General features: G+C 70.5%; 18 protein-coding genes and 2 pseudogenes. 12 read left to right on the top strand and 8 right to left on the bottom strand.

The annotated features are described in order from the left end of the window. The first annotated feature begins 48 nt into the window (after nucleotides 1-48). From kdpF (OG965_RS08305) to OG965_RS08295, 3 genes are all read left to right on the top strand, one after another. Nucleotides 49-138 (top strand): K(+)-transporting ATPase subunit F, encoded by a 90-nt coding sequence (gene kdpF / locus OG965_RS08305; RefSeq protein WP_371650715.1) that lies wholly within the window; start codon nucleotides 49-51, stop codon nucleotides 136-138. A 178-nt stretch (nucleotides 139-316) separates the two neighbouring features. Continuing rightward, nucleotides 317-2,839 (top strand): ATP-binding protein, encoded by a 2,523-nt coding sequence (locus tag OG965_RS08300; protein ID WP_371650713.1) that lies wholly within the window; start codon nucleotides 317-319, stop codon nucleotides 2,837-2,839. A gap of 443 nt (nucleotides 2,840-3,282) precedes the next feature. Further along, complete coding sequence (locus tag OG965_RS08295) at nucleotides 3,283-4,620, top strand: hypothetical protein (protein WP_371650711.1); 1,338 nt, start codon at nucleotides 3,283-3,285, stop codon at nucleotides 4,618-4,620. Between the two features lie 243 nt (nucleotides 4,621-4,863). Here the strand turns inward: OG965_RS08295 and OG965_RS08290 are convergent, their stop codons facing one another. The 4 genes from OG965_RS08290 to kdpB (OG965_RS08275) form a co-directional block, all read right to left on the bottom strand. Next, nucleotides 4,864-5,658, bottom strand: a complete 795-nt coding sequence (locus OG965_RS08290) for a GNAT family N-acetyltransferase (RefSeq protein WP_371650709.1) — start codon at nucleotides 5,656-5,658, stop codon at nucleotides 4,864-4,866. Between the two features lie 81 nt (nucleotides 5,659-5,739). Further along, complete coding sequence (locus OG965_RS08285) at nucleotides 5,740-5,814, bottom strand: 50S ribosomal protein bL37 (RefSeq protein WP_371656886.1); 75 nt, start codon at nucleotides 5,812-5,814, stop codon at nucleotides 5,740-5,742. Nucleotides 5,815-5,840: 26 nt separating this feature from the next. Continuing rightward, nucleotides 5,841-6,650, bottom strand: a complete 810-nt coding sequence (locus tag OG965_RS08280) for an SDR family NAD(P)-dependent oxidoreductase (protein ID WP_371650707.1) — start codon at nucleotides 6,648-6,650, stop codon at nucleotides 5,841-5,843. Nucleotides 6,651-6,935: 285 nt separating this feature from the next. Further along, nucleotides 6,936-9,113: a potassium-transporting ATPase subunit KdpB gene (gene kdpB / locus OG965_RS08275; RefSeq protein WP_371650705.1), complete on the bottom strand. Its 2,178-nt coding sequence runs from the start codon at nucleotides 9,111-9,113 to the stop codon at nucleotides 6,936-6,938. A 660-nt stretch (nucleotides 9,114-9,773) separates the two neighbouring features. On the opposite strand from kdpB (OG965_RS08275), the gene kdpF (OG965_RS08270) reads away from it, so the two are divergent. From kdpF (OG965_RS08270) to OG965_RS08245, 6 genes are all read left to right on the top strand, one after another. After that, complete coding sequence (kdpF, locus tag OG965_RS08270; RefSeq protein WP_175264873.1) at nucleotides 9,774-9,863, top strand: K(+)-transporting ATPase subunit F; 90 nt, start codon at nucleotides 9,774-9,776, stop codon at nucleotides 9,861-9,863. A gap of 8 nt (nucleotides 9,864-9,871) precedes the next feature. Beyond that, nucleotides 9,872-11,536: a potassium-transporting ATPase subunit KdpA gene (gene kdpA, locus OG965_RS08265; protein ID WP_371650703.1), complete on the top strand. Its 1,665-nt coding sequence runs from the start codon at nucleotides 9,872-9,874 to the stop codon at nucleotides 11,534-11,536. Between the two features lie 32 nt (nucleotides 11,537-11,568). Then, nucleotides 11,569-13,665, top strand: a complete 2,097-nt coding sequence (kdpB, locus tag OG965_RS08260; protein ID WP_371650701.1) for a potassium-transporting ATPase subunit KdpB — start codon at nucleotides 11,569-11,571, stop codon at nucleotides 13,663-13,665. Between the two features lie 6 nt (nucleotides 13,666-13,671). Then, the gene (locus OG965_RS08255) at nucleotides 13,672-14,355 is read left to right on the top strand and encodes a potassium-transporting ATPase subunit C (protein ID WP_371650699.1); all 684 of its coding nucleotides are present in this window, start codon (nucleotides 13,672-13,674) and stop codon (nucleotides 14,353-14,355) included. A 106-nt stretch (nucleotides 14,356-14,461) separates the two neighbouring features. Further along, on the top strand, nucleotides 14,462-15,145 hold the full coding sequence (locus tag OG965_RS08250; RefSeq protein ID WP_371650697.1) for a response regulator: 684 nt from the start codon (nucleotides 14,462-14,464) through the stop codon (nucleotides 15,143-15,145). 73 nt (nucleotides 15,146-15,218) lie between these two features. After that, on the top strand, nucleotides 15,219-17,762 hold the full coding sequence (locus OG965_RS08245) for an ATP-binding protein (protein WP_371650695.1): 2,544 nt from the start codon (nucleotides 15,219-15,221) through the stop codon (nucleotides 17,760-17,762). Between the two features lie 16 nt (nucleotides 17,763-17,778). Here OG965_RS08245 and OG965_RS08240 read toward each other — a convergent pair whose 3' ends face one another. Further along, complete coding sequence (locus tag OG965_RS08240; protein ID WP_371650693.1) at nucleotides 17,779-18,306, bottom strand: universal stress protein; 528 nt, start codon at nucleotides 18,304-18,306, stop codon at nucleotides 17,779-17,781. 418 nt (nucleotides 18,307-18,724) lie between these two features. On the opposite strand from OG965_RS08240, the pseudogene OG965_RS08235 reads away from it, so the two are divergent. From OG965_RS08235 to OG965_RS08225, 3 genes and pseudogenes are all read left to right on the top strand, one after another. Further along, nucleotides 18,725-19,079, top strand: a pseudogene (locus OG965_RS08235) (transporter); the annotation flags it as partial. Between the two features lie 577 nt (nucleotides 19,080-19,656). Beyond that, nucleotides 19,657-20,331 (top strand): annotated as a pseudogene (locus tag OG965_RS08230) (FUSC family protein); the annotation flags it as partial. Between the two features lie 239 nt (nucleotides 20,332-20,570). Beyond that, entirely contained in the window at nucleotides 20,571-21,614 is a 1,044-nt protein-coding gene (locus OG965_RS08225) for a lactonase family protein (RefSeq protein WP_371650692.1), read from the top strand. Between the two features lie 91 nt (nucleotides 21,615-21,705). On the opposite strand, the gene OG965_RS08220 is transcribed toward OG965_RS08225, so the two are convergent. From OG965_RS08220 to OG965_RS08210, 3 genes are all read right to left on the bottom strand, one after another. Beyond that, the gene (locus OG965_RS08220) at nucleotides 21,706-22,632 is read right to left on the bottom strand and encodes a sirohydrochlorin chelatase (RefSeq protein WP_371650690.1); all 927 of its coding nucleotides are present in this window, start codon (nucleotides 22,630-22,632) and stop codon (nucleotides 21,706-21,708) included. A gap of 95 nt (nucleotides 22,633-22,727) precedes the next feature. Then, nucleotides 22,728-23,819 (bottom strand): N-acetylglucosamine kinase, encoded by a 1,092-nt coding sequence (locus tag OG965_RS08215; protein ID WP_371656885.1) that lies wholly within the window; start codon nucleotides 23,817-23,819, stop codon nucleotides 22,728-22,730. After that, a complete protein-coding gene (locus OG965_RS08210) occupies nucleotides 23,804-24,481 on the bottom strand; it encodes a uracil-DNA glycosylase (protein WP_371650688.1) in 678 nt (225 codons plus the stop codon). Before OG965_RS08210 ends, OG965_RS08215 begins: the two co-directional genes overlap by 16 nt. Nucleotide 24,482: the final 1 nt, after the last annotated feature.

Raw genomic sequence — 24,482 nt, 5'->3', positions numbered from 1 at the left:
GCTGCCCTTCGTCAATGCCGTCGGCTTGTGTCAGGGAGTTGAACGACCGTGAGCGTCGAGAACATCGTCGGACTGTGTGTCGCCGCAAGCCTGCTCGGCTATCTGGTCTTCGCGCTGATCTTCCCGGACCGGTTCTGATTCCGACGAACGCCGCTGCCTAGTCCGGCCGTTGGGTCAGAGATCCATCAAGGTTGTCGGGCGCGGCTGTTCTCCTCCGCATCGCCCGGTGATGATCGGCATCACACATCGCGCCCCCGGTCGCGCAGGGCTGCCTGCACGGCCGGGGGCGCGCGTTCGGCGTCAGGAGGAGCGTGCAGTGGTGGTCGAGCCGGATGTCCCGCCCGGAAGGCCGGGTCGACTGAAGGTCTTTCTCGGGGCCGCCCCCGGGGTGGGCAAGACCTACCGGATGCTCGACGAGGCCCGGCGCAGGGTCGAGCGCGGAACCGATGTGGTCGTGGCCTATGCCGAATGCCACAAGCGACGGCACACCCTCGACAAGCTCGACGGCCTGGAGATCCTGCCCCGTACCCGGCGGATCTACCGGGGCGGGGAGTTCGAGGAGATGGACCTCGACGCCGTCCTTGAGCGCAGACCGCAGGTGGCGCTCGTCGACGAGTTCGCGCACTCCAACGTTCCCGGCGGACGCAACGCCAAGCGCTGGCAGGACATCGAGGAGCTGCTGGCCGCCGGGATCGACGTGGTCACCGCGGTGAACGTGCAGCACCTCGAATCCCTCAAAGACGTGGTCGAGAAGATCACCAGGGTGCCGCAGCAGGAGACCGTCCCCGACGACGTGGTGCGCCGCGCGCACCAGATCGAGCTGGTGGACATGCCCGCCGAGGCGCTGCGCCGCCGGATGGCGCACGGCAACATCTACGCCCCGGAAAAGGTCGACGCGGCGCTCGCCAACTACTTCCGGGTGGGGAACCTGACCGCGCTGCGCGAGCTGGCTCTGCGCTGGGTGGCCGACCAGGTGGACGAGGCGCTGCAGAAGTACCGCTCCGAGCACGGCATCGGTGGTGTGTGGGAGACCCGGGAGCGGGTCGTGGTCGCGCTGACCGGGGGACCCGAAGGCGAGACGATCATCCGCCGGGCGGCCAGGATCGCGGACCGGTCGGTCGGCGGTGATCTGCTGGCGGTGCACATAGCGCGCAGCGACGGGCTCGCCGCCGGGTCCTCATCTGCCGCCCTCGCCCGTCAACGGACCCTGGTGGAGAGCCTGGGCGGCAGCTACCACTCGGTGGTCGGCGACGACATACCCACCGCGCTGATCGAGTTCGCGCGCGCGGAGAACGCCACCCAGCTCGTGCTCGGCACCAGCAGCCGCGGCCGCCTGGAGCGCTTCGTGACCGGGCGTGGCAGGGGAGAGACCGTCGTCGGGCTCTCCGGGGACATCGACGTCCACATGGTCACCCACGAACGGGCGGGCAGGGGGCGGCTGTTGCCGTCCCGGCGGCGCACCCTGTCCACGGCCCGGCTCATCGCGGGCCCGGTCTCCGGCCTTGTCCTGCCGGTCCTCCTCACTCTCCTGCTCGATCACACCCGGGGCAGCCTCAACCTCACCAGTGAAGCTCTGCTCTTCCTGCTCGCGGTCGTCGGCGTCGCCTGCGTCGGGGGAGTGGTGTCCGCGGTGGTCGCCTCCGTGAGCGCCTCGCTGCTGCTCAACTACTGGTTCATCCCGCCGATCGGCGCGTTCACCACCACGCTCAACAGCGTGCTCGCCACCGTGGTCTTCGCCGTGGTCGCGGGGATCGTGGCGGCCGTGGTGGACCGCTCGCTGAGACTCTCGCGCCGCTCGGCCCGGGCCACCGCCGAGGCCGAGACACTGTCCTCCCTGGCCGGGTCGATCGTTCGGGGCGACCGGGCCATCCCCGCCCTCCTGGAACGTACGCGCGAAACCTTCGGCATGGACTCCGCGGAACTCACCGAGCAGCCCGTGGTGGACGACGGCAGCGTCGTCCAGGTGCCGGTCGGCGAGCAGGCGCACCTCGTGCTGCGCGGTCGCACCCTGCCGTCCTCCGAACGCAAGGTCCTCACCGCGTTCGCCGCGCACGTCACCGTCGCCGTCGAACGGGCCCGGCTGGCCGAGGCGGCCGCCGAGGTGGAACCGGTCAAGGCCGCCGACCGGATGCGCACCGCACTGCTCGCCGCCGTCAGCCACGACCTGCGCACCCCGCTCGCCGCGGGCTGGGCCGCCATCGCCTCCCTGCGCAGCCGCGACGTCGACTTCAGCGACGAGGACCGCGACGAGCTCCTCGCCACCGCTGACGAGTCGATGGCCCGCCTCAGCCGACTCATCGACAACCTCCTGGACATGAGCCGCCTCCAGGCCGGGGCACTGAACCTGAGCCTGCGCGCCACAGCCCTGGAAGAGGTGCTCCCGACCGCCCTGGAATCATTGCCGCCCGACGGCCCCCTCATCGACATCCAGCACCTCGACGCCGTCCCGGCCGTCCTGGCCGACCCTCCGCTCCTTGAGCGGGTGGTCGCCAACCTCCTCAGCAACGCCGCCCGCCACACCCCGCCCGGCGAGACGGTGCTGCTCACGGCCAGCACCCTCGCCGACCGGGTCGAAGTCCGTGTCATCGACCGGGGCCCCGGGATGCCCGCCGAGGACAGGGAGCGGGCCTTCGTACCGTTCCAGCGCCTGGGCGACACCGACAACACGACGGGGGTGGGACTCGGCCTCGCACTCTCCCGCGGCCTCACCGAGGCGATGGCCGGCACGCTCACACCCGAGGACACTCCGGGCGGCGGTCTGACCATGGTCCTGTCCCTGCCCGTCGCCGATCTACGGGAGCCCACCGGGTCCAACACCGGGAGCGTCCCGGACGCGTGAGAAGGACGTCAGGCCGGAGGTCGGACGCCCGCTCCTGACCTGGCCGGAAGGCAAGGCCATCAAGTACGCGTTAAGCAGCGCCCCTTGGGCGTCAGGGGCCCGTCAACGTACGCGATCAATCGAACTCCTGCCCCCATGCTGGTGTGACACGGGTTCGTACGAACGGCCCGTGGCGCGAGGTTGGAGGGCGAGTGGCGATCACCGCCGGTGCCGAGCAGCGTCAGGGAGCGGGGGCCCCGGCGGTTGCTGAACCAGACCCCGCGTCGGCCGTTCGTCACGGGGGGAACCCGGGTTCGCGGTCCGGAGGGGGTCCGCGTGAAGGACAGCCGTGGCGACGGCCTCCCATTGCCGTCGCCCGGCTCGTCCGACTGCTGAAGTACGCCGTCGAGCGCTACTGGACCACCACGCCCGGCAGGCTTCGGCTGGCCCGCGCGGTGTGTCTGTTGCTCGGAACCGGGTTGCTGATCCTGCTGGTCGTCGCCGCCACCGTCGCCTCCGGCACATGGAATGCGATCGCACACCGCGACGCGCCCCGCACGGTCGCCGCCAGCGAGCTCAGCCTGGCGCTCAACGACATGGACGCACAAGCCGCCAACATCCTTCTCTCCAGCGGCGATTCGGGCACGGGCAAGGGCCGCCTCGACGAGTCGTACGTCAAGGCCCAGGGCTTCTACACCGACGCCCAGCAGACCATCAGCCGCTCGCTGCGCACGTTGGGCGCCGCCTCGGACGGCGACAAGGCCACCGAGGACACGGTGGTCGCGCTGACCGACGACTTCGCGCACTACCAGGAGCTGGTCGGGCGCGCCCTGGAGAACGACGAGCACCCCGGCGGCAAGGATCTGGCCCGAGCCGACTACAGTCGGGCGACGGACCTGCTCTCCGCACGTCTGCTTCCCCAGGCCCGCACGCTCGTCGATGCCAACAACGCGGTGTACGAGCACGAGTACGACACCTCGCGCTCGGACCTGTCCGTGCAGCTGGCCGCCGAAGTCGTCCTCGGGCTGCTGCTGGTCGCCGCGCTCGTCATGCTCCAGGTCCGGCTGGCCCGCCGCTTCCAGCGCGTCTTCAACCCCGCGCTGCTCGCCTCGACGCTCTGCGCCCTCGTCGCGCTGGTGTGCGGGGGCCGGCTTCTGACCGTCTCCGCCGACCAGTTGAAGATCGCCCGGCACGACTCGTTCGACTCGGTGGTCGCGCTGTCGCAGTCCAAGGCGCTCGGGTACGACGCCAACGCGGACGAGAGCCGCTTCCTGCTCGACCCCTCGCGCCGGACGGCGTACGAGAGCACGTTCTTCGACAAGTCGCAGAAGCTGTACGGGATCGAGGGCGCGAGCCCGGGCTCGTACGACGCGAAGCTGGACGAGACCTGGAACGCGTACCAGCGCGACCACGGGGACAAGCGGTTCACCGGTGAGTACCGGCGCGAGCTGGACAACATCACCTTCGCCGGGGAGCGCGAGGCGGCCGAGAAGACCGTCGAGGCGTACGCCTTCTACCAGAAGGACGACCGCGCCTTACGGCAGCTGGTGGCCGAGGGCAGGCTGAAGGAGGCCACCGTCTTCTGTATCGGCTGGGCGTCCGACACCTCCAACGCCCACTTCGGGCTGTGGATGAAGGCCCTGGACCAGGTGACCGCGATCAACTCCTCGCACCACGAGAAGGCCATCGCCACCGGCCGGGACGCCATCGGCACCCAGGCGCCCGCCGCGGGAGGCGCGCTGCTGCTCGCGGGCGCCCTGCTCGTACTCGGGCTCCGGCCTCGGCTCGCCGAGTTCCGGTGAAGGCCATCGCGTGGCATCACATGGCACCGCTCGGCACCACTCGTGCCATGTGATGCCTCAAGACGGGCGTTAGTGCGCCTGGTGCCGCAATGGTCGAAGGCGGTCTTCAACCGCGATCCGAAGTAGCCGGAACGGCCGCGCGGGCCCCCTTCCGCAGCTTGTCTCTCCCAAGGGGCGGCGTACTCCGACAGCGCGTCGGCGTACGCCGCCCCGTCCATGTTGGTCTCCACGCTCGCCCCGGAATCACCCAGTCCGCGCGGAAATGCGGGTACTCGTGATTCCTCGGGCTGCTGCCGACCCGGTCGCATGGTGGACGTACTCCCGCTCCAGACGGAAACCGGCCGTCCACGCGAGCAGGCGGCTGGCCCGGTTGTGCCGGGAGCAGGTCCAGCTGGCGGTACGGCCGCGGGCGGAAACGTCGGTGCAGAGGGCGACGACGCAGCTGAGGGCGAGTTGTTGGCGGCGGTGGCCGGGGGCGGTGACCACGGCGATGTCCTCGTACCGGCTGCCGAGGAAGTAGGTACAGGCGACCGCGAGAAGGCGGTCCTTGTGGAAGGCGCCCCAGGCGTGCCCGGAGGCGGCGAGCCCGCCGGGGCCGCCCCAACTGGCGTGGATCCAAGAGGAATCGGCATCGAGCGAGGCCAGCGCCTGGGCGTCGGCCGCGCCCATACGCCGCACGGTCACCCCGTGCGGGGGACGCGGCGCCTCCGGCTTCTCGCGCCGGATGTACACCATCCGCTCCCAGGGCACGGCACGGTCGAAGGAGGCGCCGAGCAGCGGCACGAACTGGGCCGGAGCCTGCACGTATCGACCGGCCAGCGGGGCCAGCGTGGCGGGAGTCACGGCACCCGGGTCACCGCGCAGGAGGACGTGGCTCGCGCAGGCGACGGCGACCATGTGGGGTCGGTCGGCCCGGTCCACCCACAGACGGCCGACCTGGGTTGCGAGAGCGTGCTCGGCCAGGGCTGCCGCCCCCGCAGAGGCGCGGGGGAACCAGCGCGCATAGGACGGGAGTTGGTGTATTGGCAGCTCCAACACGGGAGTCCTCCTGATTCGGGAAATGGGTGGGGGCGGGCGTTCCCCCGTTGGGCTCGCCCGCCCCTTGCCTCGTCGGCTGGGCTAGGTCGTGGCTTTGCTGCCGTGGTTGGCCTTCTTCTTGCGGCGGGCCTTCTTCTTACGGGCGCGCTTGGACATGCGGGGGTTTCTCCTTCAGGCGGTCTTCAGGCGGTGTGGCCGACGAGCAGGGACGCGAGCTTGTTGAGACGCTGCACCGAGCGGTTCTCGGTGGCGGCGGGCGCCGGGTCGACGCGCTCGGCGCGGTCGTAGTAGGCGCCGTTGACGATCTCGACCGCCGGGTCGCAGAGTCGTACGACGTGGGCTGCGCCGTCGGCGGCCGGGGTGCCCTCGTGTGCGTACAGCGGCAGCAGAGCGGTGTCGCAGATGCCCGGGTGCACGGAGACCGCGGTGACCCGCGGGTCCGCGGCGAAGACCGTCAGCGCCAGCTGGGACTGGGCGTAGGCGGCGAGCCGGGAGTAGCGGCGGGTCCGGTGGGGGTCGCTCCACTGGATGTTCCCGGTGCGGTGCAGCGACGACGACACGTTGACGACACGGCCGCCCGGGTCGCTGGTGAGTGCCGGTTCGAGCAGGCAGGTGAGCAGGTAGTGGGCGAGGAAGTTGACCTGGAAGGCGATCTCGTTGCCGTCGGCCGTGAGGGTGTGCCGCTCGGGGGCGGCCATGCCCGCGTTGTTGACGAGGACGTCGAGGTGGGGGTGGGCTTCGACGACCCGCCGGGCCATGATCTCGACCTCGTCGAGGTGGGTGAAGTCGGCGCCGTACGCGCACAGGCGGGTGGCGTCGATACCGGCGGTCGCGATGAGGCGGTCGGTCGCGGCCTCGGCCTCTTCGACGGTACGGCCGTGGACGAGGACGGTCGCGCCGCTCTCGGCGAGCTGTCGCGCGGTCTCGTAGCCGATGCCGGAGGTTGCTCCGGTGACCAGGGCGGTACGGCCGGACAGGGATGCGGAAGTCATGGTGGATTCCTGGGTACGGGCACGGCGAAGCCGCCCCGGGAGGGGCGGTCGACGTGCGGGAAACGGAGACGCGCGTACGCCGCCGGGTTTGGGACGGCGGCGGCGTACGCGCGGGGGAGGCGCGGCTCTACAGAGCCGGCCCGGGAACAGCACGCACTACCGGAGGCACCGGATGCGGTGGCCGGTCGTCATGGCGCGGACTGCTGTTCACAACACTGATCCAACTCCGGGACGATCCCGGACACAAGAGACCGGCCCAGTCCTTGACGGCCCTCTGATACGGGGTCAGCCGAGCCCGGGAATCATCGAGACGAAGAGGTCGATGAGCTTGATGCCGAGGAACGGCAGAACCAGTCCGCCGAGCCCGTAGAGGGCGAGGTTGCGCCGCAGCAGGTCGTGGGCGGAGGCCGGGGTGTAGCGCACGCCGCGCAGGGCGAGCGGGATCAGCGCCACGATGATCAGGGCGTTGAAGATGATCGCCGAAGTGATTGCCGAGGTCGGGCTGTGCAGACCCATGATGTTCAGGTGGTCGAGCCCCGGATAGGCGGAGGCGAACATCGCGGGGATGATCGCGAAGTACTTCGCCACGTCGTTGGTGATCGAGAAGGTCGTCAACGCGCCTCGGGTGATGAGGAGTTGCTTGCCGATCTCGACGATCTCGATGAGTTTGGTCGGGTTGGAGTCGAGGTCGACCATGTTGCCGGCCTCCTTGGCGGCCGACGTCCCGGTGTTCATGGCGACACCCACGTCCGCCTGCGCGAGCGCCGGGGCGTCGTTGGTGCCGTCGCCCGTCATCGCGACCAGCTTGCCGCCCTCCTGCTCCTTCTTGATGAGGGCGAGCTTGTCCTCGGGCGTGGCTTCGGCGAGGAAGTCGTCGACCCCGGCCTCCTCGGCGATGGCCTTGGCGGTCAGGGGGTTGTCACCGGTGATCATCACGGTACGGATGCCCATGCGGCGCAGCTCGGCGAACCGCTCGGCGATGCCGTCCTTGACGACGTCCTTGAGGTGGATGACACCGAGGACCCGGGGCCCGTTCCAGTCGTGCACGCCCACGAGGAGGGGTGTGCCGCCGGACGCCGAGATGGCTTCGGTGAACCGACGCGCCTCTGCGGGGACTCGGCCCCCATACATCTCCACCCATTCGATGACTTGAGCGGTGGCTCCCTTGCGGATGTGGGAGACGGCGCCGTTCTCCCAGCGCAGGTCGACGCCGCTCATGCGGGTCTGCGCGCTGAACTCCACGAACCGGGAGCCTTGGAGGTCGCCCTCGTTGGGTTCCCGCAAGCCGTATTTGTTCTTGGCGAGGACGACGACGGAGCGGCCCTCGGGCGTCTCGTCGGCGAGGGAGGCAAGCTGGGCGGCGTCCGCGAGGTGCGCCTCCTGGACGCCGGGCAGCGGGATGAACGCGGCGGCTTCCCGGTTGCCGAGGGTGATGGTGCCGGTCTTGTCGAGGAGGAGGGTGTTGACGTCGCCGGCGGCCTCAACCGCGCGTCCCGACATGGCGAGGACGTTGCGCTGGACGAGCCGGTCCATACCGGCGATGCCGATCGCGGACAGCAGTGCGCCGATCGTGGTCGGTATGAGGGTCACCAGGAGCGCGACGAGGACGGTGGTGGACTGGGCGGCGTTCGCGTACTCGGCCATCGGCTGGAGCGAGACCACGATCAGGACGAAGACGATGGTGAGCGCGGCGAGCAGGATGTTCAGCGCGACCTCGTTGGGGGTCTTCTGCCGTGCCGCGCCCTCGACCAGCGCGATCATCCGGTCCAGGAAGGAGTGCCCGGGGCGGGAGGTGACGCGGACGACGATCCGGTCCGAGAGCACGGTCGTACCGCCGGTGACGCCCGAGCGGTCGCCGCCCGACTCGCGGATGACGGGCGCGGACTCGCCGGTGACGGCCGACTCGTCCACCGCCGCGACGCCGTCGACCACGTCCCCGTCCGCCGGGATCAGCTCGCCCGCCTCGACCAGCACGAAGTCGAACGGCTTGAGGTCGGTCGCCGCCACCGCTTCGGTACGGGCCTGCCGCAGGTCTGTACCGACCCGCCAGTTGTCTCGCAGCCGCAGCGCCACGGTGTCGGTGCGGGCCTTTCTGAGGGACTCGGCCTGCGCTTTGCCCCGCCCCTCGGCCACCGCCTCGGCAAGGTTGGCGAAGATCACCGTCAGCCAGAGCCAGACGCTGATCACCCAGGTGAAGACGGAGGGGTGGAAGAGCGCGGAGAGCGTTGTCAGCGCCGCTCCGATGGCGACGACGAAGAGGACCGGAGTACGGACCAGCGCGCGCGGATGGAGTTTGCGCAGGGCGTCGGGGAACGCCTTCAGAAGCTGTACGGGTTCGAACAGCCCGGCGGGGCGGCCGCCGCCCCGGTGTGGGCGCGGGCCCCGGGGGTGCCGGGGCGGGGGCCCGCTGGGGGCCGTCGGGGCAGGGACGGTCGGGGCCTGCTGGGGAGCGGCGGGAAACATCGGGAAGCCTTCGGAAGGGCCCGGCCTTCTGGTCAGTGAGGGCCGGGCGAGTCGGCAGGGGAGCGGAACCGCTGAGGGCCCTGCTTGGTACCGGGCCCTGGTACCAAGCAGGACGGCCACGGACTCGGCGAAACACACCTCGGCGTGCTCGCTGCCGTGAGCGCGACCACGGGGAAGACAGGGCTCGGTCGCGCCGCTGACGCCCGCGTCTTGAGCGGCCGAGCGCGAATCTAGGCGACGGGAAGGGCGCTCTCCGGGCGTTCCCGGCCGTATTGACGGCCCCCTGACAAGTCCTTGGCGATCTCGGAACACCGGCAGGGCCGACGGGCGCCGCCCAGCCAGAAACAGCAGGTCAGAGGGTGGCTGGAATGCATCGCTAGCGGCCCCGGGGAAGGCCCGCCTTGGGAGTGGTGCGAGCGGCTCTGACCATGGATCCCCGGGTGTAGAGCGCCGCCGCGTAAGAGAGTCGTCAAGGACGCGCCGGTGACCGTAAGAGGCCCGTCAATGACGCGAGTAAGGGCCGGATAAGCAGGTTTCCTGAGGCGTCCGCTCGTTTTCAGACCTCTTCCAGGAGTTCACGATGGCCGACGTGGCCTTCGTCGTCACCACGATCGCGGTATTCGCGCTGGTGGCGCTCATCGCCAAGGGGGTGGCAAAGCTGTGACTGCCGAGAACATCGTCGGCCTCGTCGTGGCCGTCGCCCTGCTGGGTTACCTCGTCCTCGCCCTTGTGTACCCGGAGAGGTTCTGAGCCCCGATATGTCTTCCGTCCTCGCTGGTGTACTCCAGCTCCTCGCCCTGTTCGTGGCGCTCGCGCTCGCGTACCGGCCGCTGGGCGACTACATGGCCCGCGTCTACTCCTCGGAGAAGCATCTCCGGGTGGAGAAGTGGATCTACAAGTCGATCGGCGCGAACCCGTCCACGGAGATGCGCTGGCCCGCGTATCTGCGGGGCGTCCTGGCCTTCTCGGCCGTGAGCGTTCTCTTCCTCTATCTGCTCCAGCGCCTCCAGGGGCACCTGCCGGGCTCGCTCGGCTTCGTGTCGATCCCGGCGGACCAGGCGTTCAACACGGCGGCGTCGTTCGTGTCGAACACCAACTGGCAGTCGTACTCGGGCGAGCAGGCCATGGGCCACGTCGTGCAGACCGGCGGTCTGGCGGTGCAGAACTTCGTCTCCGCCTCGGTGGGCATCGCGGTCGCGGTCGCCCTGGTGCGCGGCTTCGCCCGGTCCCGTACCGGTGAGCTCGGCAACTTCTGGTCCGACCTGGTGCGCGGCACGGTCCGTATTCTGCTGCCGATCGCGGTGATCGGCGCGGTCGTACTCGTGGCGTGCGGTGCGATCCAGAACTTCGCCGGTATTCATGAGGTCGGTCAGTTCATGGGCGGCTCGCAGCAGTGGAACGGCGGCGCTGTCGCTTCGCAGGAGGCGATCAAGGAGCTGGGCACGAATGGCGGCGGTTACTTCAACGCCAACTCCGCCCACCCCTTCGAGAACCCCAATGGCTTCTCCAACCTCTTCGAGATCTTCCTGATTCTGGTGATCCCGTTCGCTCTGACCCGGACGTTCGGGAAGATGGTCGGATCGGTGAAGCAGGGGTACGCGATCCTGGCGACGATGGTCACCATCTGGGTCGGGTTCACCGCGCTCATGATGTGGACCGAATTCGCCCACCACGGACCGGCGTTCGACATCGCCGGCGGTGCGATGGAGGGCAAGGAGACCCGCTTCGGCATCGGCGGCACCTCGATCTTCGCGGTCGCCAGCACGCTGACCTCCACGGGCGCGGTGGACGGCTTCCACTCCTCGCTGACCGGTTTCGGCGGCGGTATCACCATGCTGGGCATGCAGCTCGGCGAGATCGCGCCCGGCGGTACCGGCTCGGGTCTGTACGGCATGCTGATCATGGCGATCATCGCGGTGTTCCTGGCGGGCCTGATGGTGGGGCGCACCCCGGAGTACCTGGGCAAGAAGATCGGCACGCGCGAGATCAAGTTCGCGGCCTGCTACATCCTGATCACCCCGGCCCTGGTCCTGGGGTTCACGGCGGTCGCGATGGCGATGCCCTCCACGCGCGACTCGATGACCAACTCGGGTGCGCACGGCTTCTCCGAGGTGCTGTACGCGTACACCTCGGGCGCCAACAACAACGGCTCCGCCTTCGCGGGTCTGAACGCGAACACGGAGTGGTTCAACACTTCGATCGGGCTGGCGATGCTGCTCGGCCGGTTCCTGCCGATGGTGTTCGTGCTGGCGCTGGCGGGCTCGCTGGCGGAGCAGAAGCCGATCCCGGAGACGGCGGGCACGCTGCGCACCAACAAGCCGCTGTTCACCGGTCTGTTGACCGGCACGATCCTGATCGTCACCGGTCTGACCTACTTCCCCGCGCTCGCGCTGGGACCGCTGGCCGAGGGGCTGGCGTCATGACCACGAACCTGAAGTCTGAGGAGCCCCGCTCCATGTCCACTGCCACACCGACACGGGCGCCGCACAGCGACGTCCCGACGGGTCACAAGGACCAGGGCAAGGTCGGCGGCGGCCTGTTCGACGCGAAGCAGCTCCTGAAGTCCTTCCCGGACGCGGTCAAGAAGCTCAGCCCGAAGACCATGGTCAAGTCGCCGGTCATGTTCGTGGTGGAGATCGGCTCGGTCCTGACGACCGTGCTTGCGATCAAGGATCCGGGCGACTGGTTTGGCTGGGCGATCGCGGGCTGGCTGTGGCTGACCACGATCTTCGCGAACCTGGCGGAGGCGGTCGCGGAGGGCCGGGGCAAGGCGCAGGCCGACACCCTGCGCAAGGCCAAGACCGACACCATCGCCCGCCGCCTCAACGGTTCTGTGGAAGAGCAGGTCCCGGGGACCGAGCTCCGGATCGGCGACCTGGTGGTGTGCGAGGCGGGGGACATCATTCCGGGCGACGGTGACGTCATCGAGGGTGTCGCCTCGGTCGACGAGTCGGCGATCACCGGTGAATCGGCCCCCGTCATCCGCGAGTCGGGCGGCGACCGGAGCGCGGTGACCGGTGGTACGAAGGTGCTGTCTGACCGGGTGGTCATCAAGATCACGACGAAGCCGGGCGAGACGTTCATCGACCGGATGATCAACCTGGTCGAGGGCGCGGCGCGCCAGAAGACGCCGAACGAGGTCGCGCTCAACATCCTGCTCGCCTCGCTGACGATCGTGTTCCTGCTGGCGGTGGTCACGCTCCAGCCGTTCGCGAAGTACGCGGGCGCCGAGCAGTCGATGATCGTCCTTGCGGCCCTGTTGGTGTGCCTGATCCCGACGACGATCGGCGCGCTGCTCTCCGCGATCGGCATCGCGGGCATGGACCGCCTCGTACAGCGCAACGTCCTGGCCATGTCGGGGCGCGCGGTGGAAGCTGCGGGCGACGTCTCCACGCTCCTGCTCGACAAGACCGGCACCATCACCCTCGGCAACCGCCAGGCATCCGAGTTCGTCCCGGTCAAGGGCACCACCGAAGCCGAGGTCGCCGACGCCGCCCAGCTCTCCTCCCTCTCGGACGAGACCCCCGAGGGCCGCTCGATCGTGGTCCTGGCGAAGGAGAAGTACGGGCTGCGCGAGCGCCACCAGGGCGAACTCGTGGGCGCGGAATGGATCGCCTTCACCGCCCAGACCCGGATGTCCGGTGTCGACGTCGACGGACGCAAGATCCGTAAGGGTGCGGCCGGTTCGGTCATCACCTGGGTCAAGGAGCAGGGCGGCCGGGTCGCCGAAGACGCCGACACGCTCTCGAACAAGATCTCCGAGGCCGGCGGTACGCCGCTCCTGGTCGCCGTGGAGGACGACAAGGGCCCTCGCATCCTGGGTGTGATCCACCTGAAGGATGTGGTCAAGGAGGGCATGCGGGAGCGGTTCGAGGAGCTGCGCCGGATGGGCATCAAGACGGTCATGATCACGGGTGACAACCCGCTGACCGCCAAGGCCATAGCGGAGGAGGCGGGCGTGGACGACTTCCTCGCCGAGGCCACCCCCGAGGACAAGATGGCCCTGATCAAGCGTGAGCAGGCCGGCGGGAAGCTGGTCGCGATGACGGGCGACGGCACCAACGACGCCCCCGCGCTGGCCCAGGCGGACGTGGGCGTGGCCATGAACACGGGCACGTCGGCCGCCAAGGAGGCCGGCAACATGGTCGACCTCGACTCCAACCCGACCAAGCTGATCGAGATCGTGGAGATCGGCAAGCAGTTGCTGATCACCCGGGGCGCGCTGACCACGTTCTCCATCGCCAACGACGTGGCGAAGTACTTCGCGATCATCCCGGCGATGTTCGCGGTGGTCTACCCGGGCCTGGACAAGCTCAACATCATGAGCCTGCACAGCCCCGAGTCGGCGATCCTCTCGGCCGTCATCTTCAACGCGCTGATCATCATCGCCCTCGTCCCGCTGGCCCTGAAGGGCGTCCAGTACAAGCCCACCAGCGCCGACAAGATGCTCCGCCGCAACCTCGGGATCTACGGCCTCGGCGGCCTCATCGCCCCCTTCATCGGCATCAAGCTCATCGACCTGATCATCTCCCTCATCCCCGGAATCGGCTGACCTACGATGAACAACTCAGTTGGAAACACCGCCCGGTTGATCGGCGCCGGTCTGCGGGCGCTCCTGGTCCTCACCGTCGTCTGCGGGATCATCTACCCGCTCGTCGTGACCGGCATCGCCCAGGCCGCGTTCGGTGACAAGGCGAACGGCTCCGAGGTCAAGTCCAACGGCAAGGTGGTCGGCTCCGAGCTCATCGGGCAGACCTACAACCTGCCGAAGAAGAACCCGTCCGACCCCGAAGAGGCGGCCCGCCCGGACCTGCACTGGTTCCAGCCGCGCCCCTCCAACGGCCTCGGCTCCAACAAGGCCAACGGCGTCAACACCCAGTACGACCTGATCATCTCCGGTGCCACCAACCTCTCCGGCGACAACGACAAGCTGATCCAGCAGATCAAGGACGCCAAGGCGGCCGTGGTCGAGGACAACTCGACGCCCACGTACAAGGTCAAGCCGTCCGACGTCCCCGCCGAGGCGGTCACCTCCTCGGGCTCGGGCCTGGACCCGGACATCTCCCCGGCGTACGCGAAGCTCCAGATCCACCGCGTCGCCGAGGTCAACCACCTCACCGTGAAGCAGGTGGACAAGCTCGTCGACGACCACACCACCGGCCGGATCCTCGGCTTCATCGGCGAGCCCCGGGTGAACGTCCTGAAGCTCAACATCGCGCTGAAGGAACTAGTTCAGAAGTGACCGGGTTACGGCGAAGGGCGGGAGCGGCGCTGACGCTGGCTCCCGCCCTTCGCACAGCAGCGCCCACGTACGTATTCGCACAGCACGTCAGAAAGGCGGCACACCGATGACCCGGGTGCTGGTGGTCGAGGACGAACCACAGCTCGTACGGGCGCTGGAGATCAACCTGAGGGCGCGGAAGTACGAAGTCGACTCCGCGACCGACGGGAGCACCGCTCTTCAGCTCGCCTCTGCGTGGCCGCCGGACGCGGTTCTGCTCGATCTCGGGCTGCCCGACATGGACGGCATCGAAGTGATCAGGCGGCTGCGGAGCTGGTGCAAGGCGCCGATACTGGTGGTGTCCGCCCGTAACACCTCGGACGAGAAGGTGGAGGCGCTCGACTCGGGCGCCGACGACTACATCACGAAGCCCTTCAGCATGGACGAACTCCTCGCCCGGCTGCGGGCGGCGACCCGGCGTACCGAACCCAGCTCGCAGTCGGGGGACTCGGGCCGCGTCACGACCAAGGACTTCACCCTCGACCTCCTGGCGAAGAAGGCCCGGCGGGGCGAGGAGGACGTCCGGCTCACCCCGACCGAGTGGCACATCCTTGAGGTCCTGGTCCGCAACCGCGGCAAGCTGGTCAGCCAGCGGCATCTCCTGCAGGAGGTCTGGGGGCTCAACTTCCGTACGCACAGCAACTATCTGCGGGTCTACATGGCCCAGTTGCGACGGAAGCTGGAAGTGGACCCGTCCCACCCCGAATACCTGATCACCGCCCCGGGCATGGGTTATCGGTTCGAGACGTGATCCGCCCGTTCCGGTACCGGCCGCCGGTCTACACTCCTGCCCTCCTGCCCATCGACGACAGAGAATAGAAGCCATGGCACGCGGCAAGCTCCGCATCTACATCGGCGCGGCGCCCGGCGTCGGCAAGACGTACTCGATGCTGTCCGAGGCACACCGGCGAATCGAGCGCGGCACCGACTGCGTGGTCGGGTTCGTCGAGCACCACAGCAGGCCACGCACCGAGGTGATGCTGCACGGCCTTGAGGAGATTCCGCGCAGGGAGATCGAATACCGGGGCTCGGTGTTCACCGAGATGGACGTGGACGCGGTGCTGCGGCGGCGTCCCAAGGTGGCGCTCGTCGACGAGCTGGCCCACACCAATGTGCCCGGCTCGCGCAACACCAAGCGCTGGCAGGACGTCGAGGAGCTCCTGGCCGCGGGCATCGACGTGGTCTCGGCCGTCAACATCCAGCACCTGGAGTCGCTGGGCGATGTGGTGGAGTCCATAACGGGCATTCGCCAACAGGAGACGGTGCCCGACGAAGTGGTCCGGCGGGCCGACCAGGTCGAGCTCGTCGACATGTCACCGCAGGCGCTGCGCCGCCGTATGGCGCACGGCAACATCTACAAGCCCGACAAGCTCGATGCGGCCCTGTCCAACTACTTCCGGCCCGGAAACCTCACCGCGCTGCGGGAGTTGGCGCTGCTGTGGGTCGCCGACCGGGTCGACGAGTACCTGCAGGAGTACCGCAGTGAGCACCAGGTCTCGAAGATCTGGGGCTCGCGCGAGCGCATCGTCGTCGGGCTGACCGGCGGCCGGGAGGGCAGCACGCTCATCCGCCGCGCGGCCCGGCTGGCTGAGAAGGGCGCGGGCGGCGAGGTCCTCGCGGTGTATGTGTCGCGCAGCGACGGCCTCACCTCCGCCTCGCCCAAGCAACTGGCCGTCCAGCGCACCCTGGTCGAGGACGTCGGCGGCAGCTTCCACCACGTCGTCGGCGACGACGTGCCCCAGTCCCTGCTCGACTTCGCACGCGGAGTGAACGCCACCCAGATCGTGCTCGGAACGAGCCGCCGCAAAGCCTGGCAGTACCTCTTCGGCCCCGGGGTCGGAGCGACCGTCGCCGTCGACTCCGGGACCGACCTGGACGTCCACATCGTCACGCACGAGGAGGCCGCCAAGGGGCGCGGCCTGCCGGCGGGGCGGCGGGCCGGGCTCGGCCGCACCCGGACCGTCTGGGGCTGGCTGGCCGGTGTCGTGGGCCCCGCCCTGCTGACCCTGCTGCTGACCACGATCACCACCGACCTCGGCCTCGCCAACGACATGCTGCTGTACCTGTCGTTGACCGTGACCGCGGCCCTGCTCGGCGGCTTCCTGCCGGCGGTGGCTTCGGCGCTGGTCGGATCTGTACTCATAAACTGGTACTTCACACCACCGGTCCACGAGCTGACGATTGCGGACCCCAAGAACATCGTCGCCATGGTGGTCTTCGTGCTCGTGGCGCTCTCGGTGGCCTCGGTGGTGGACCTCGCCGCCCGCCGCACCCATCAGGCGGCCCGCCTGCGCGCCGAATCCGAGATCCTCTCGTTCCTGGCGGGCAGTGTGCTGCGCGGCGAGACCAGCCTTGACTCACTGCTCGAACGCGTCCGGGAGACCTTCGCCATGGAGTCCGTGGCCATGCTGGAGCGGGCGAGCGAGGTCGAACCGTGGACCTGCACCGGCAGTGTGGGCCCGGCCCCGGTGTCCCGGCCGGAGGACGCGGACGTGGACATGCCCGTCGGCGACCGCATGGCGCTGGCCTTGTCGGGCCGGATCCTGCCTGCCGAGGACAGGCGGGTCCTGGGCGCTTTCGCGGCCCAGGCCGCCGTCGTCCTCGACCGTCAACGCCTCCAGGAACAGGCGGACCGGGCGCGCGTGTACGCCGAGGGCGACCGCATCCGTACGGCACTGCTCGCCGCCGTCAGCCACGACCTGCGCACACCGCTCGCCTCCATCAAGGCGTCCGTCACCTCCCTGCGGTCCGACGACGTCGAGTGGTCGGAGGACGACGAGGCCGAGCTGTTGGCCGGCATCGAGGTGGGGGCCGACCGTCTGGCCCACCTGATCGGCAACCTCCTCGACATGTCCCGCCTCCAGACCGGCACCGTCACGCCGCTCATCCGCGAGATAGACCTGGACGAGGTCATCCCCATGGCGCTCGGCGGCGTCCCGGAGGACAGCGTCGTCCTCGACATTCCCGAGGACCTGCCGATGGTCGCCGTCGACCCCGGCCTGCTGGAGCGGGCGGTGGCCAACGTCGTCGAGAACGCCGTGAAATACAGCCCCGACGGCGAGCGCGTCCTGGTCTCGGCGAGCGCGATCGCCGACCGGGTGGAAGTACGGGTCGCCGACCAGGGCCCGGGCGTCCCCGACCAGGCCAAGGACCGCATCTTCGCCCCGTTCCAGCGCTACGGCGATGCCCCGCGCGGCGCGGGAGTTGGCCTCGGCCTCGCCGTCGCACGCGGCTTCACCGAGGCGATGGGCGGCACACTCACCGCCGAGGACACCCCGGGCGGCGGGATGACCATGGTTCTCACACTGCGCCCGGGGCCGGATCACGTGCCGGTCATGCCTGAAGTACCGGCGTCGGCCACGTCCTAACGGGAACCGGCTGAGGTCACTCCACCAACTCCCTTACGTCCAGGTGAAGTCGCCACGAGTTGCGGCGCTGCACGGCGTCGAGTTCGCGCTGCAGGGGTGAGGGCGGAACGGCCAGCACCGGACAGGTGGCGTGCGTCAGGCAGTACCGGGCGACCGAGAGCCGCATCATCCGATGGAGCCGCCCGCGGGCTCCCGCGCCGACGACCAGCAGGTCGCCGCTTCGACCGGCGGCCTCGACCAGCGCGGGCCCCGGCCTGCCTCGTACGACAAGACCCTGAAGCGGCACCCCGGGCCCGCTCGGCCCGAAGGCGCAGTCGAAGGCGTTGAGCAGCTGCTCGCCCGCGATCCGCCGGCATTCGGCCAGCAGGTCGAGCGTGGGCGATTCGCGGTGCCCGAGCTCGCCACCGGGTGGAACCCAGGCCAGTACGGCGCAGAGCGTGGCGTCCATGCGCCGGGCTTCAACGGCCGCGCGGTGGAGAGCCGTCAGGCTGCCCAGCCTGCCACTGACCCCGACGACGACCCGTGGCGTGGGCGCCGCGTCCATGGCCGTCACCACTCCTCGACGTGCAATGCGTTCATGAGCCCATGAGAAGGCAGGACGTCATTGTTTTGTCCCCCTGTTGGCACGCCCCATACGCGGAACCGACCTGCTCTGACGCTCTCCTGACAGTGGCGGCCGAGGGGTCGACATTGGACTGTGGCTTCAGGACGGTCTCCAGGTGCATGGCTTGGTTGGGCTGGACTGGGGAGGGAAGGCGGCAATTTCGCTGGCGCTCTGCTGGCCCGGGTTCCCGACTCCACCAGAGCTTGAACGCCAGGCGCCAGCCGAGGTGCCCGAGCAGGATCGGGCAGCTTCGAAGGTCCTCGCGCACCGGCCTGACGTTGTCGATCTCTGAATCGAGGAGGGGAAGGCGTCGGGCCTGAAGCTGTTCCATACGACGAAGAGCGGCGTGACCGAGGTCATGCCGCGTCTTGCTCAGGTCGAGGCGGATGTGCAGGGCCTCGTCGAGGCGCCCATGGAGACACGGCTGGGGGTTCGTTTCCTGGCGGGCGAGTACGGCACGGGGCCGGTCCACGGGGGCCGGACCGACTTGTTCGGCTTGGATGAGAACAAACGCGCCGGTGATCGTGGAGTACAAGCGAGGCGTTGACGCGGGGGTCATCAGCCAGGGCTTGTTCTACCTCTCGTGGCTGATGGACCACCGGGCGGAGTTCCAGCACTTGGCCCGCGACCGACTCTTCGGCGACGACCTGCTTGGTCTTGAGACCGTGGCGCCTGTGAGCGGTCGGAACGCGGTGACGGTCCAGGCAGGGCGGCCGGGGTATCGGTCGCATCCGACGCTCCGTGCTGATGGCGAGCCCCGTTCGGTCGGGCCAGTTCACGGCGAACATGTGTTGGCGTTCGCGCGCTCGGTCTCGGCTGCCCGGGGGCTCGCGCTGTGTCAATCTGGCGGGGCCAGCGAGGTGCCTGTGATCAGGCCCTTTTCCAATGCCCCCACCGAACCAGGCGCTCGACTTCCGAGCACTGCGGCTCTCCAGCACCTTTTCTTCTCACGAGTTCTGCCGAGAGGGGCATCCGTCGTAGTAAATGTCCTCGTGGCAGACACGGCAGACGACCAGGGGTCACCGGAACGAACCCACCAGATCATCCGGATCTGTGAACGCCAGGACGTTGTCGTGCTGGCCGACCGGGTCTATCGGTGGCCGGTCCGCGGGCGAGGCGGCTTTCGGCGTGCGTGCCCCAAAGCGCCACCGCCGAAATATGATCCATAGTCACTGATGGCACACCCACAAGAAGAGTTCCGGGGCGTGGATGCCGTGCGAATGCTGACTTTTTGCTGACCTTGGACGTGTTGCATAGCCCTGACCTGCGGAAACTCCAATTGACGGTTTGATGATGTTCTTCGTCACCGTCATGGCCGGACTGCTGTACGGGCTGCTCGGCGTGCTCCACCCCGGGCTGCTCGTGCTGCGCTTCGCGGAGACCGCGGTGGGCGCCCTCGGCGCGGCGGCGGCCGTCGCGCTCGTCCTGCCGGTCACCACGCACGCGGCGACCGACGCCTGGATCCAGCGCGCGCTGCACTGTGTACGCGGCTGCACCAGCGCGGCGACCCGTCGGCTCGCCGGGGACGACGGCGCGGACCCCGCGCCGCACGCCGCCGAGCTGGAGCTGCTGCTCGGCCGCGTGCGCCTCGCGCTGGCGCCGCTGGTCCACCCGCTCAGCCCGCTGAAGGGCCGCAGGTCGCGCGCCCGGCAGATCATCGCCCTGCTCGACGACTGCGCCCGCGAGGTACGCGGCCTGGCCACCGTGGCCGCCGACCCGACCGCCTCGCACGACGCCCGGCTCACGGCGGCGTGCGACCGGGTCGAGGCGGCGGTGGAGGCCCTGGTGACTCCGGCGGCGCGCGCGTCCGCGGCGACGGCGGCCCCGGCCTCGTCCACGGCCGCCGAGCCCCACCACCCCGCCGCCGAGGCCGCCCTGCGCCATCTGCACGCCCTGGAGCACGCCCTCACGGCCCTGGCCACACCTCTGCGCACCTCGCCCCGGGCACCGGCGCTCACGGCCTGACCGGCCTCGGGGCTTCGCGGGCATCGCCTCGGGCCCGAGGCCTGGCGCTCCTCACCGCGAGCCCGTCCCCTACGGCCTGACAGGCCCTGGGTTTCGGCTGCCGCATCCCGCGCCCGACGCCCGCGACACGAAGAGCCACCCGTACCCCCCCAGTTGGTCTAGACCGCCTGCTACGGTCGCCGCAGTCGGCGCCTGGGCCCAGCCCCGGTGCGCACAGTCGCGCGGAGAGGGGTAGCACGGTGGCCGAGAGCAGCGCCGGGCGGGCATTCATCGGGTCGTTCACCACGGCGGGCGGGAGGGGCGTGACCGTCGCCGCCGTGGACGCGCTGACCGGCGCGCTCACCCCGCTCGGCGCCACCGACACCCTCCCCGATCCCTCGTTCCTGGCCCTGTCGGCCGACGCCACCGTGCTGTACGCGGTCGGCGAGAGCGAGCACGGCACGGCCGCCGCCTTCGACGTCACCGGCGACACCCCGGTCCTCCTCGGCGAGCCGGTGCCGGTGGACGGCGCCGCCCCGACCCACCTCGCGCTCGCCGCCGGCCACCTGGTGACCGCCAACTACACGTCGGGCAGCGTCACCACGCTCCCGCTGCTCCCCGACGGGCGCCCGGGCCCCGCCGCGTACGTCCTCAAGCACCATGGCTCCGGCCCGCACCCCAAGCGCCAGAGCGGCCCGCACGCCCACCAGGTGCTGCCCGATCCGAGCGGGCGCTGGCTGCTCAGTGTCGACCTCGGCACCGACTCCGTACGCGTCTGCGTGCTCGACCCGGCGACCGGCGTCCTGCGCCCGCACAGTGAGACCGCGCTGCGCCCCGGCACCGGCCCCCGCCATCTGGCCTTCCACCCCGACGGCCGCCACGCGTACGTCCTGAACGAGCTGGAGCCCACGCTCGTCGTCTGCCGCTGGGACGCCGCCGCGGGCACCCTGGAGCCGCTGGGGGAGACCCGGGTGATCCACGACGGCGTGACGACCGAGACGTTCCCCTCCGAGGTCGTCGTCGCGCGCGACGGACGGTTCCTCTGGGTCGCCAACCGGGGCCACGACTCGATCGCGACCCTCGCGCTCGACCCCGACGGCGAGCACGCCGTCCTGGTGGCCACCGTGGACTGCGGTGGGCGCTGGCCGCGCCATCTGACCCTCGGCCCCTCGGGCCGCCGCCTCTACGCGGCCAACGAGCGCTCCGGCGACGTCACCTGGTTCGACCTCTACGAGGAGAGCGGCATCCCGCGCCGGGCCGGCTCCGTACCCGCCCCCGCGGCCTCGTGCGTCGTCTTCGGCTGAGAGCCCTCTTCCCCATAAGCGCGAAGGGCCCGCACCCTCACCGGGTGCGGGCCCTTTCGCGTCACATGTACGCGTACGGGTGGCGAGTACGTCAGTGCACGGGGGAGCCCTGCGGCTGCGGCGTGATGCCCAGCGCGGCCGCGTACTGCGACAGCACGAGCTTGCCGATCGCCGGGTAGGCGCCCAGCGGCTCGGCGGCCAGGCAGCCGGCCTCCTTGGTGGCGGCGTCGAGCAGCCCGTCCGCGACCTCGGGGCCGATCAGGTACGGGGCGACCGCGAGCTGCACCGAGCCGGAGCCGCGCAGCTGCTCGGCCATGGCGGCGATCGAGCCCTCCTGGTCGAGCGCGGCGGCCATCACGGGCACGGCGAGGCGGGCGGCCAGCAGCATGCCGGTGATCCCGGCGGCCTGCACGGCCTCCTCGCCGCCGACCGTCGCCAGGATGATGCCGTCGGCGGCGGTGGCGACCGTGAACAGCCGGGCGCGGTCGGCGCGGGCCAGACCGGCCTCGGAGAGGCGCACGTGCAGGGCCTCGGCGAGCAGCGGGTGCGGGCCGAGGACGTCGGTCAGCTCGGCGGCGGCGCGGCTGTCCATGACGGCCTGGCGGACCCGGCGGATCAGGGCGCTGTCGGGGCCCGCGAGCAGCGGCACGACGACGGCGACGGGGCCGTCGGGGGCGGCCACGTCCTGGCCGGCGGCACGGGCCTGCTCGTAGCGGGCGGTGCGCTCGGCGGCGGTGTGCGCGAGCACGGCGTCCAGCGGGGGGAACTCCACGGACGCGGCGTCGGCGTCCAGGTAGCCGATCCGGGCGTCGAGGCCGGGCAGCTCGGAGCGCGCGATGCTGATGACTTCCTCCGCCAGGGCGCGCACGGCGGCGGAAGGAGTACCGGGAACGGCGAGGACGAGCGCGGGCGCACCCTCGGGAGCGACCACCGGCTCCGGGCGGCGGTGCCGCCCTGGCTGGCGGGGTCGCGGCATTCGTACAGGCAGGCCGGATGCGGGCCCAGTGGGGGAGCTCATGGCGCCGCATGCTACTGGCTTTGCGTGCGCGGGTGTTCGGGGAGGGGGCAGGTGAGCGGTATCTGTCCGCATTTATCCCACGAGTGACATTGCCCTCAAGTGTCCTGCTCTGTCGTGACCCGCAACATGCGCGGATCGTGCGGCAGTCGCAGCTCCTCGCGGGCCAGCGCGGAGGCGATCAGCAGGGCTCCGGCGAGCGGATCTCCCGCCGCGGGGACCGTGCGCGCGGACGGCAGCAGGGCGGCGAGCTCCTCCCGTACGGGGACGAGCAGTGAATCGCCCATGCGGAACAGGCCGCCGGTGAGCGCCACTTCGCATTCGCTCACACTTTCGCTCGCGCGTTCGGTGGCCGTCCTGTTCGCACTGTCGGTGTCGGCCGGGCCGACGTCGAGGCTCCCCGCGAGGCCGTCCCCGCGCCCGTCGGGGCACACCGCGGCCGCCGACTCGGCGATGTTGCGGGCCGCCTCCCGCAGGATCGACGCGGCGACCGGGTCGGACGCGGCGCAGCGCGCCACCTCGGGCGCGAACGACGCCAGCACCGCGGGCCGGTCGGCGCGCGGGTACAGCAGCCCGGGCAGCTCCGGCGCCGGGCCGAACAGCGCCTCGGCCCGCTCGCGCAGCGCGGCCGAGCCGCCGCGTCGGCCGTCGTGGGCGCGCATCGCCGCTTCCAGCCCCGCGCGGCCGATCCAGGCGCCGCCGCCGCAATCGCCGAGCAGATGGCCCCAGCCGTCGGCCCGCCGCCACCGCGTCAGATCCGTGCCGAGCGCGATCATTCCGGTGCCGGCGGCGACCACCGCCCCGGGGCGCTGGCCGAGGGCTCCTGCGTACGCCGTCACGGCGTCGGCGGCCAGCGCGAGGCGGCGCACCCCGAACGCGCCGGCGAGCGCCGCGGGCAGCTTGGCCCGCAGGTCGTCGCCGAGCGAGGCCATCCCGGCGGCGCCCACGGCCACCGCCGCCACCCGGTCCGCGCCGGTCCGGTCCAGCAACTCCAGTGCGGCGGGCACCAGTTGGCCGAGCAGGTGTCCGGCGTCGATCCCGGCGGGGCCGGTCCGTACAGGCTCGTCGGACGCCAACACCTCGGCCGGGGCGCCCGCTTCGGCCCGGCCGAGCGCGAACCGCACCCCGGACCCGCCCGAGTCGACCCCGAGCACCCAGGCGCCGCCGCCGGCCGTCACGGCAGGCGCCAGTCGACCGGCTGCGCGCCCTGCCGGACCAGGAGGTCGTTGGCGCGGCTGAACGGCCGCGACCCGAAGAAGCCCCGGTCCGCCGACATCGGCGAGGGGTGCGCGGACTCGATCGCCGGGAGCTCGCCGAGCAGCGGGCGCAGATTGCGGGCGTCGCGCCCCCACAGCACCGAGACCAGCGGGGTCCCGCGCGCGGTCAGCGCGCGGATGGCCTGCTCGGTCACCTCCTCCCAGCCCTTGCCGCGGTGCGCGGCGGGCTTGCGGGGCGCGGTGGTCAGCGCCCTGTTCAGGAGCAGGACGCCCTGCTGCGTCCAGGGCGTCAGGTCCCCGTTGGCGGGCCTGGGCAGTGCCAGGTCGGTGTGCATCTCGCGGAAGATGTTCTCCAGGCTGCCCGGCAGCGGACGCACCTCGGGGGCGACCGAGAAGGAGAGCCCCACGGCGTGCCCCGGCGTCGGATACGGGTCCTGGCCCACGATCAGGACCCGTACGTCCTGGAACGGCTGCTGGAAGGCCCGCAGCACATGCTGTCCGGCCGGGAGGTAGGTGCGCCCCTGCGCGATCTCCTGACGGAGGAAGTCGCCCATCGAGGCGATCCGTCCGGCCACTGGCTCCAGAGCGTCCGCCCACCCGGGCTCGACGATCTCTTTCAACGGTCGTGCTGCCACG

It is taken from the genome of Streptomyces sp. NBC_00224 (genome assembly GCF_041435195.1).
Lineage (GTDB): Bacteria > Actinomycetota > Actinomycetes > Streptomycetales > Streptomycetaceae > Streptomyces.
Note: the sequence above shows the minus strand (reverse complement) of the source record. Positions and strands in the feature narration are given on the sequence as shown.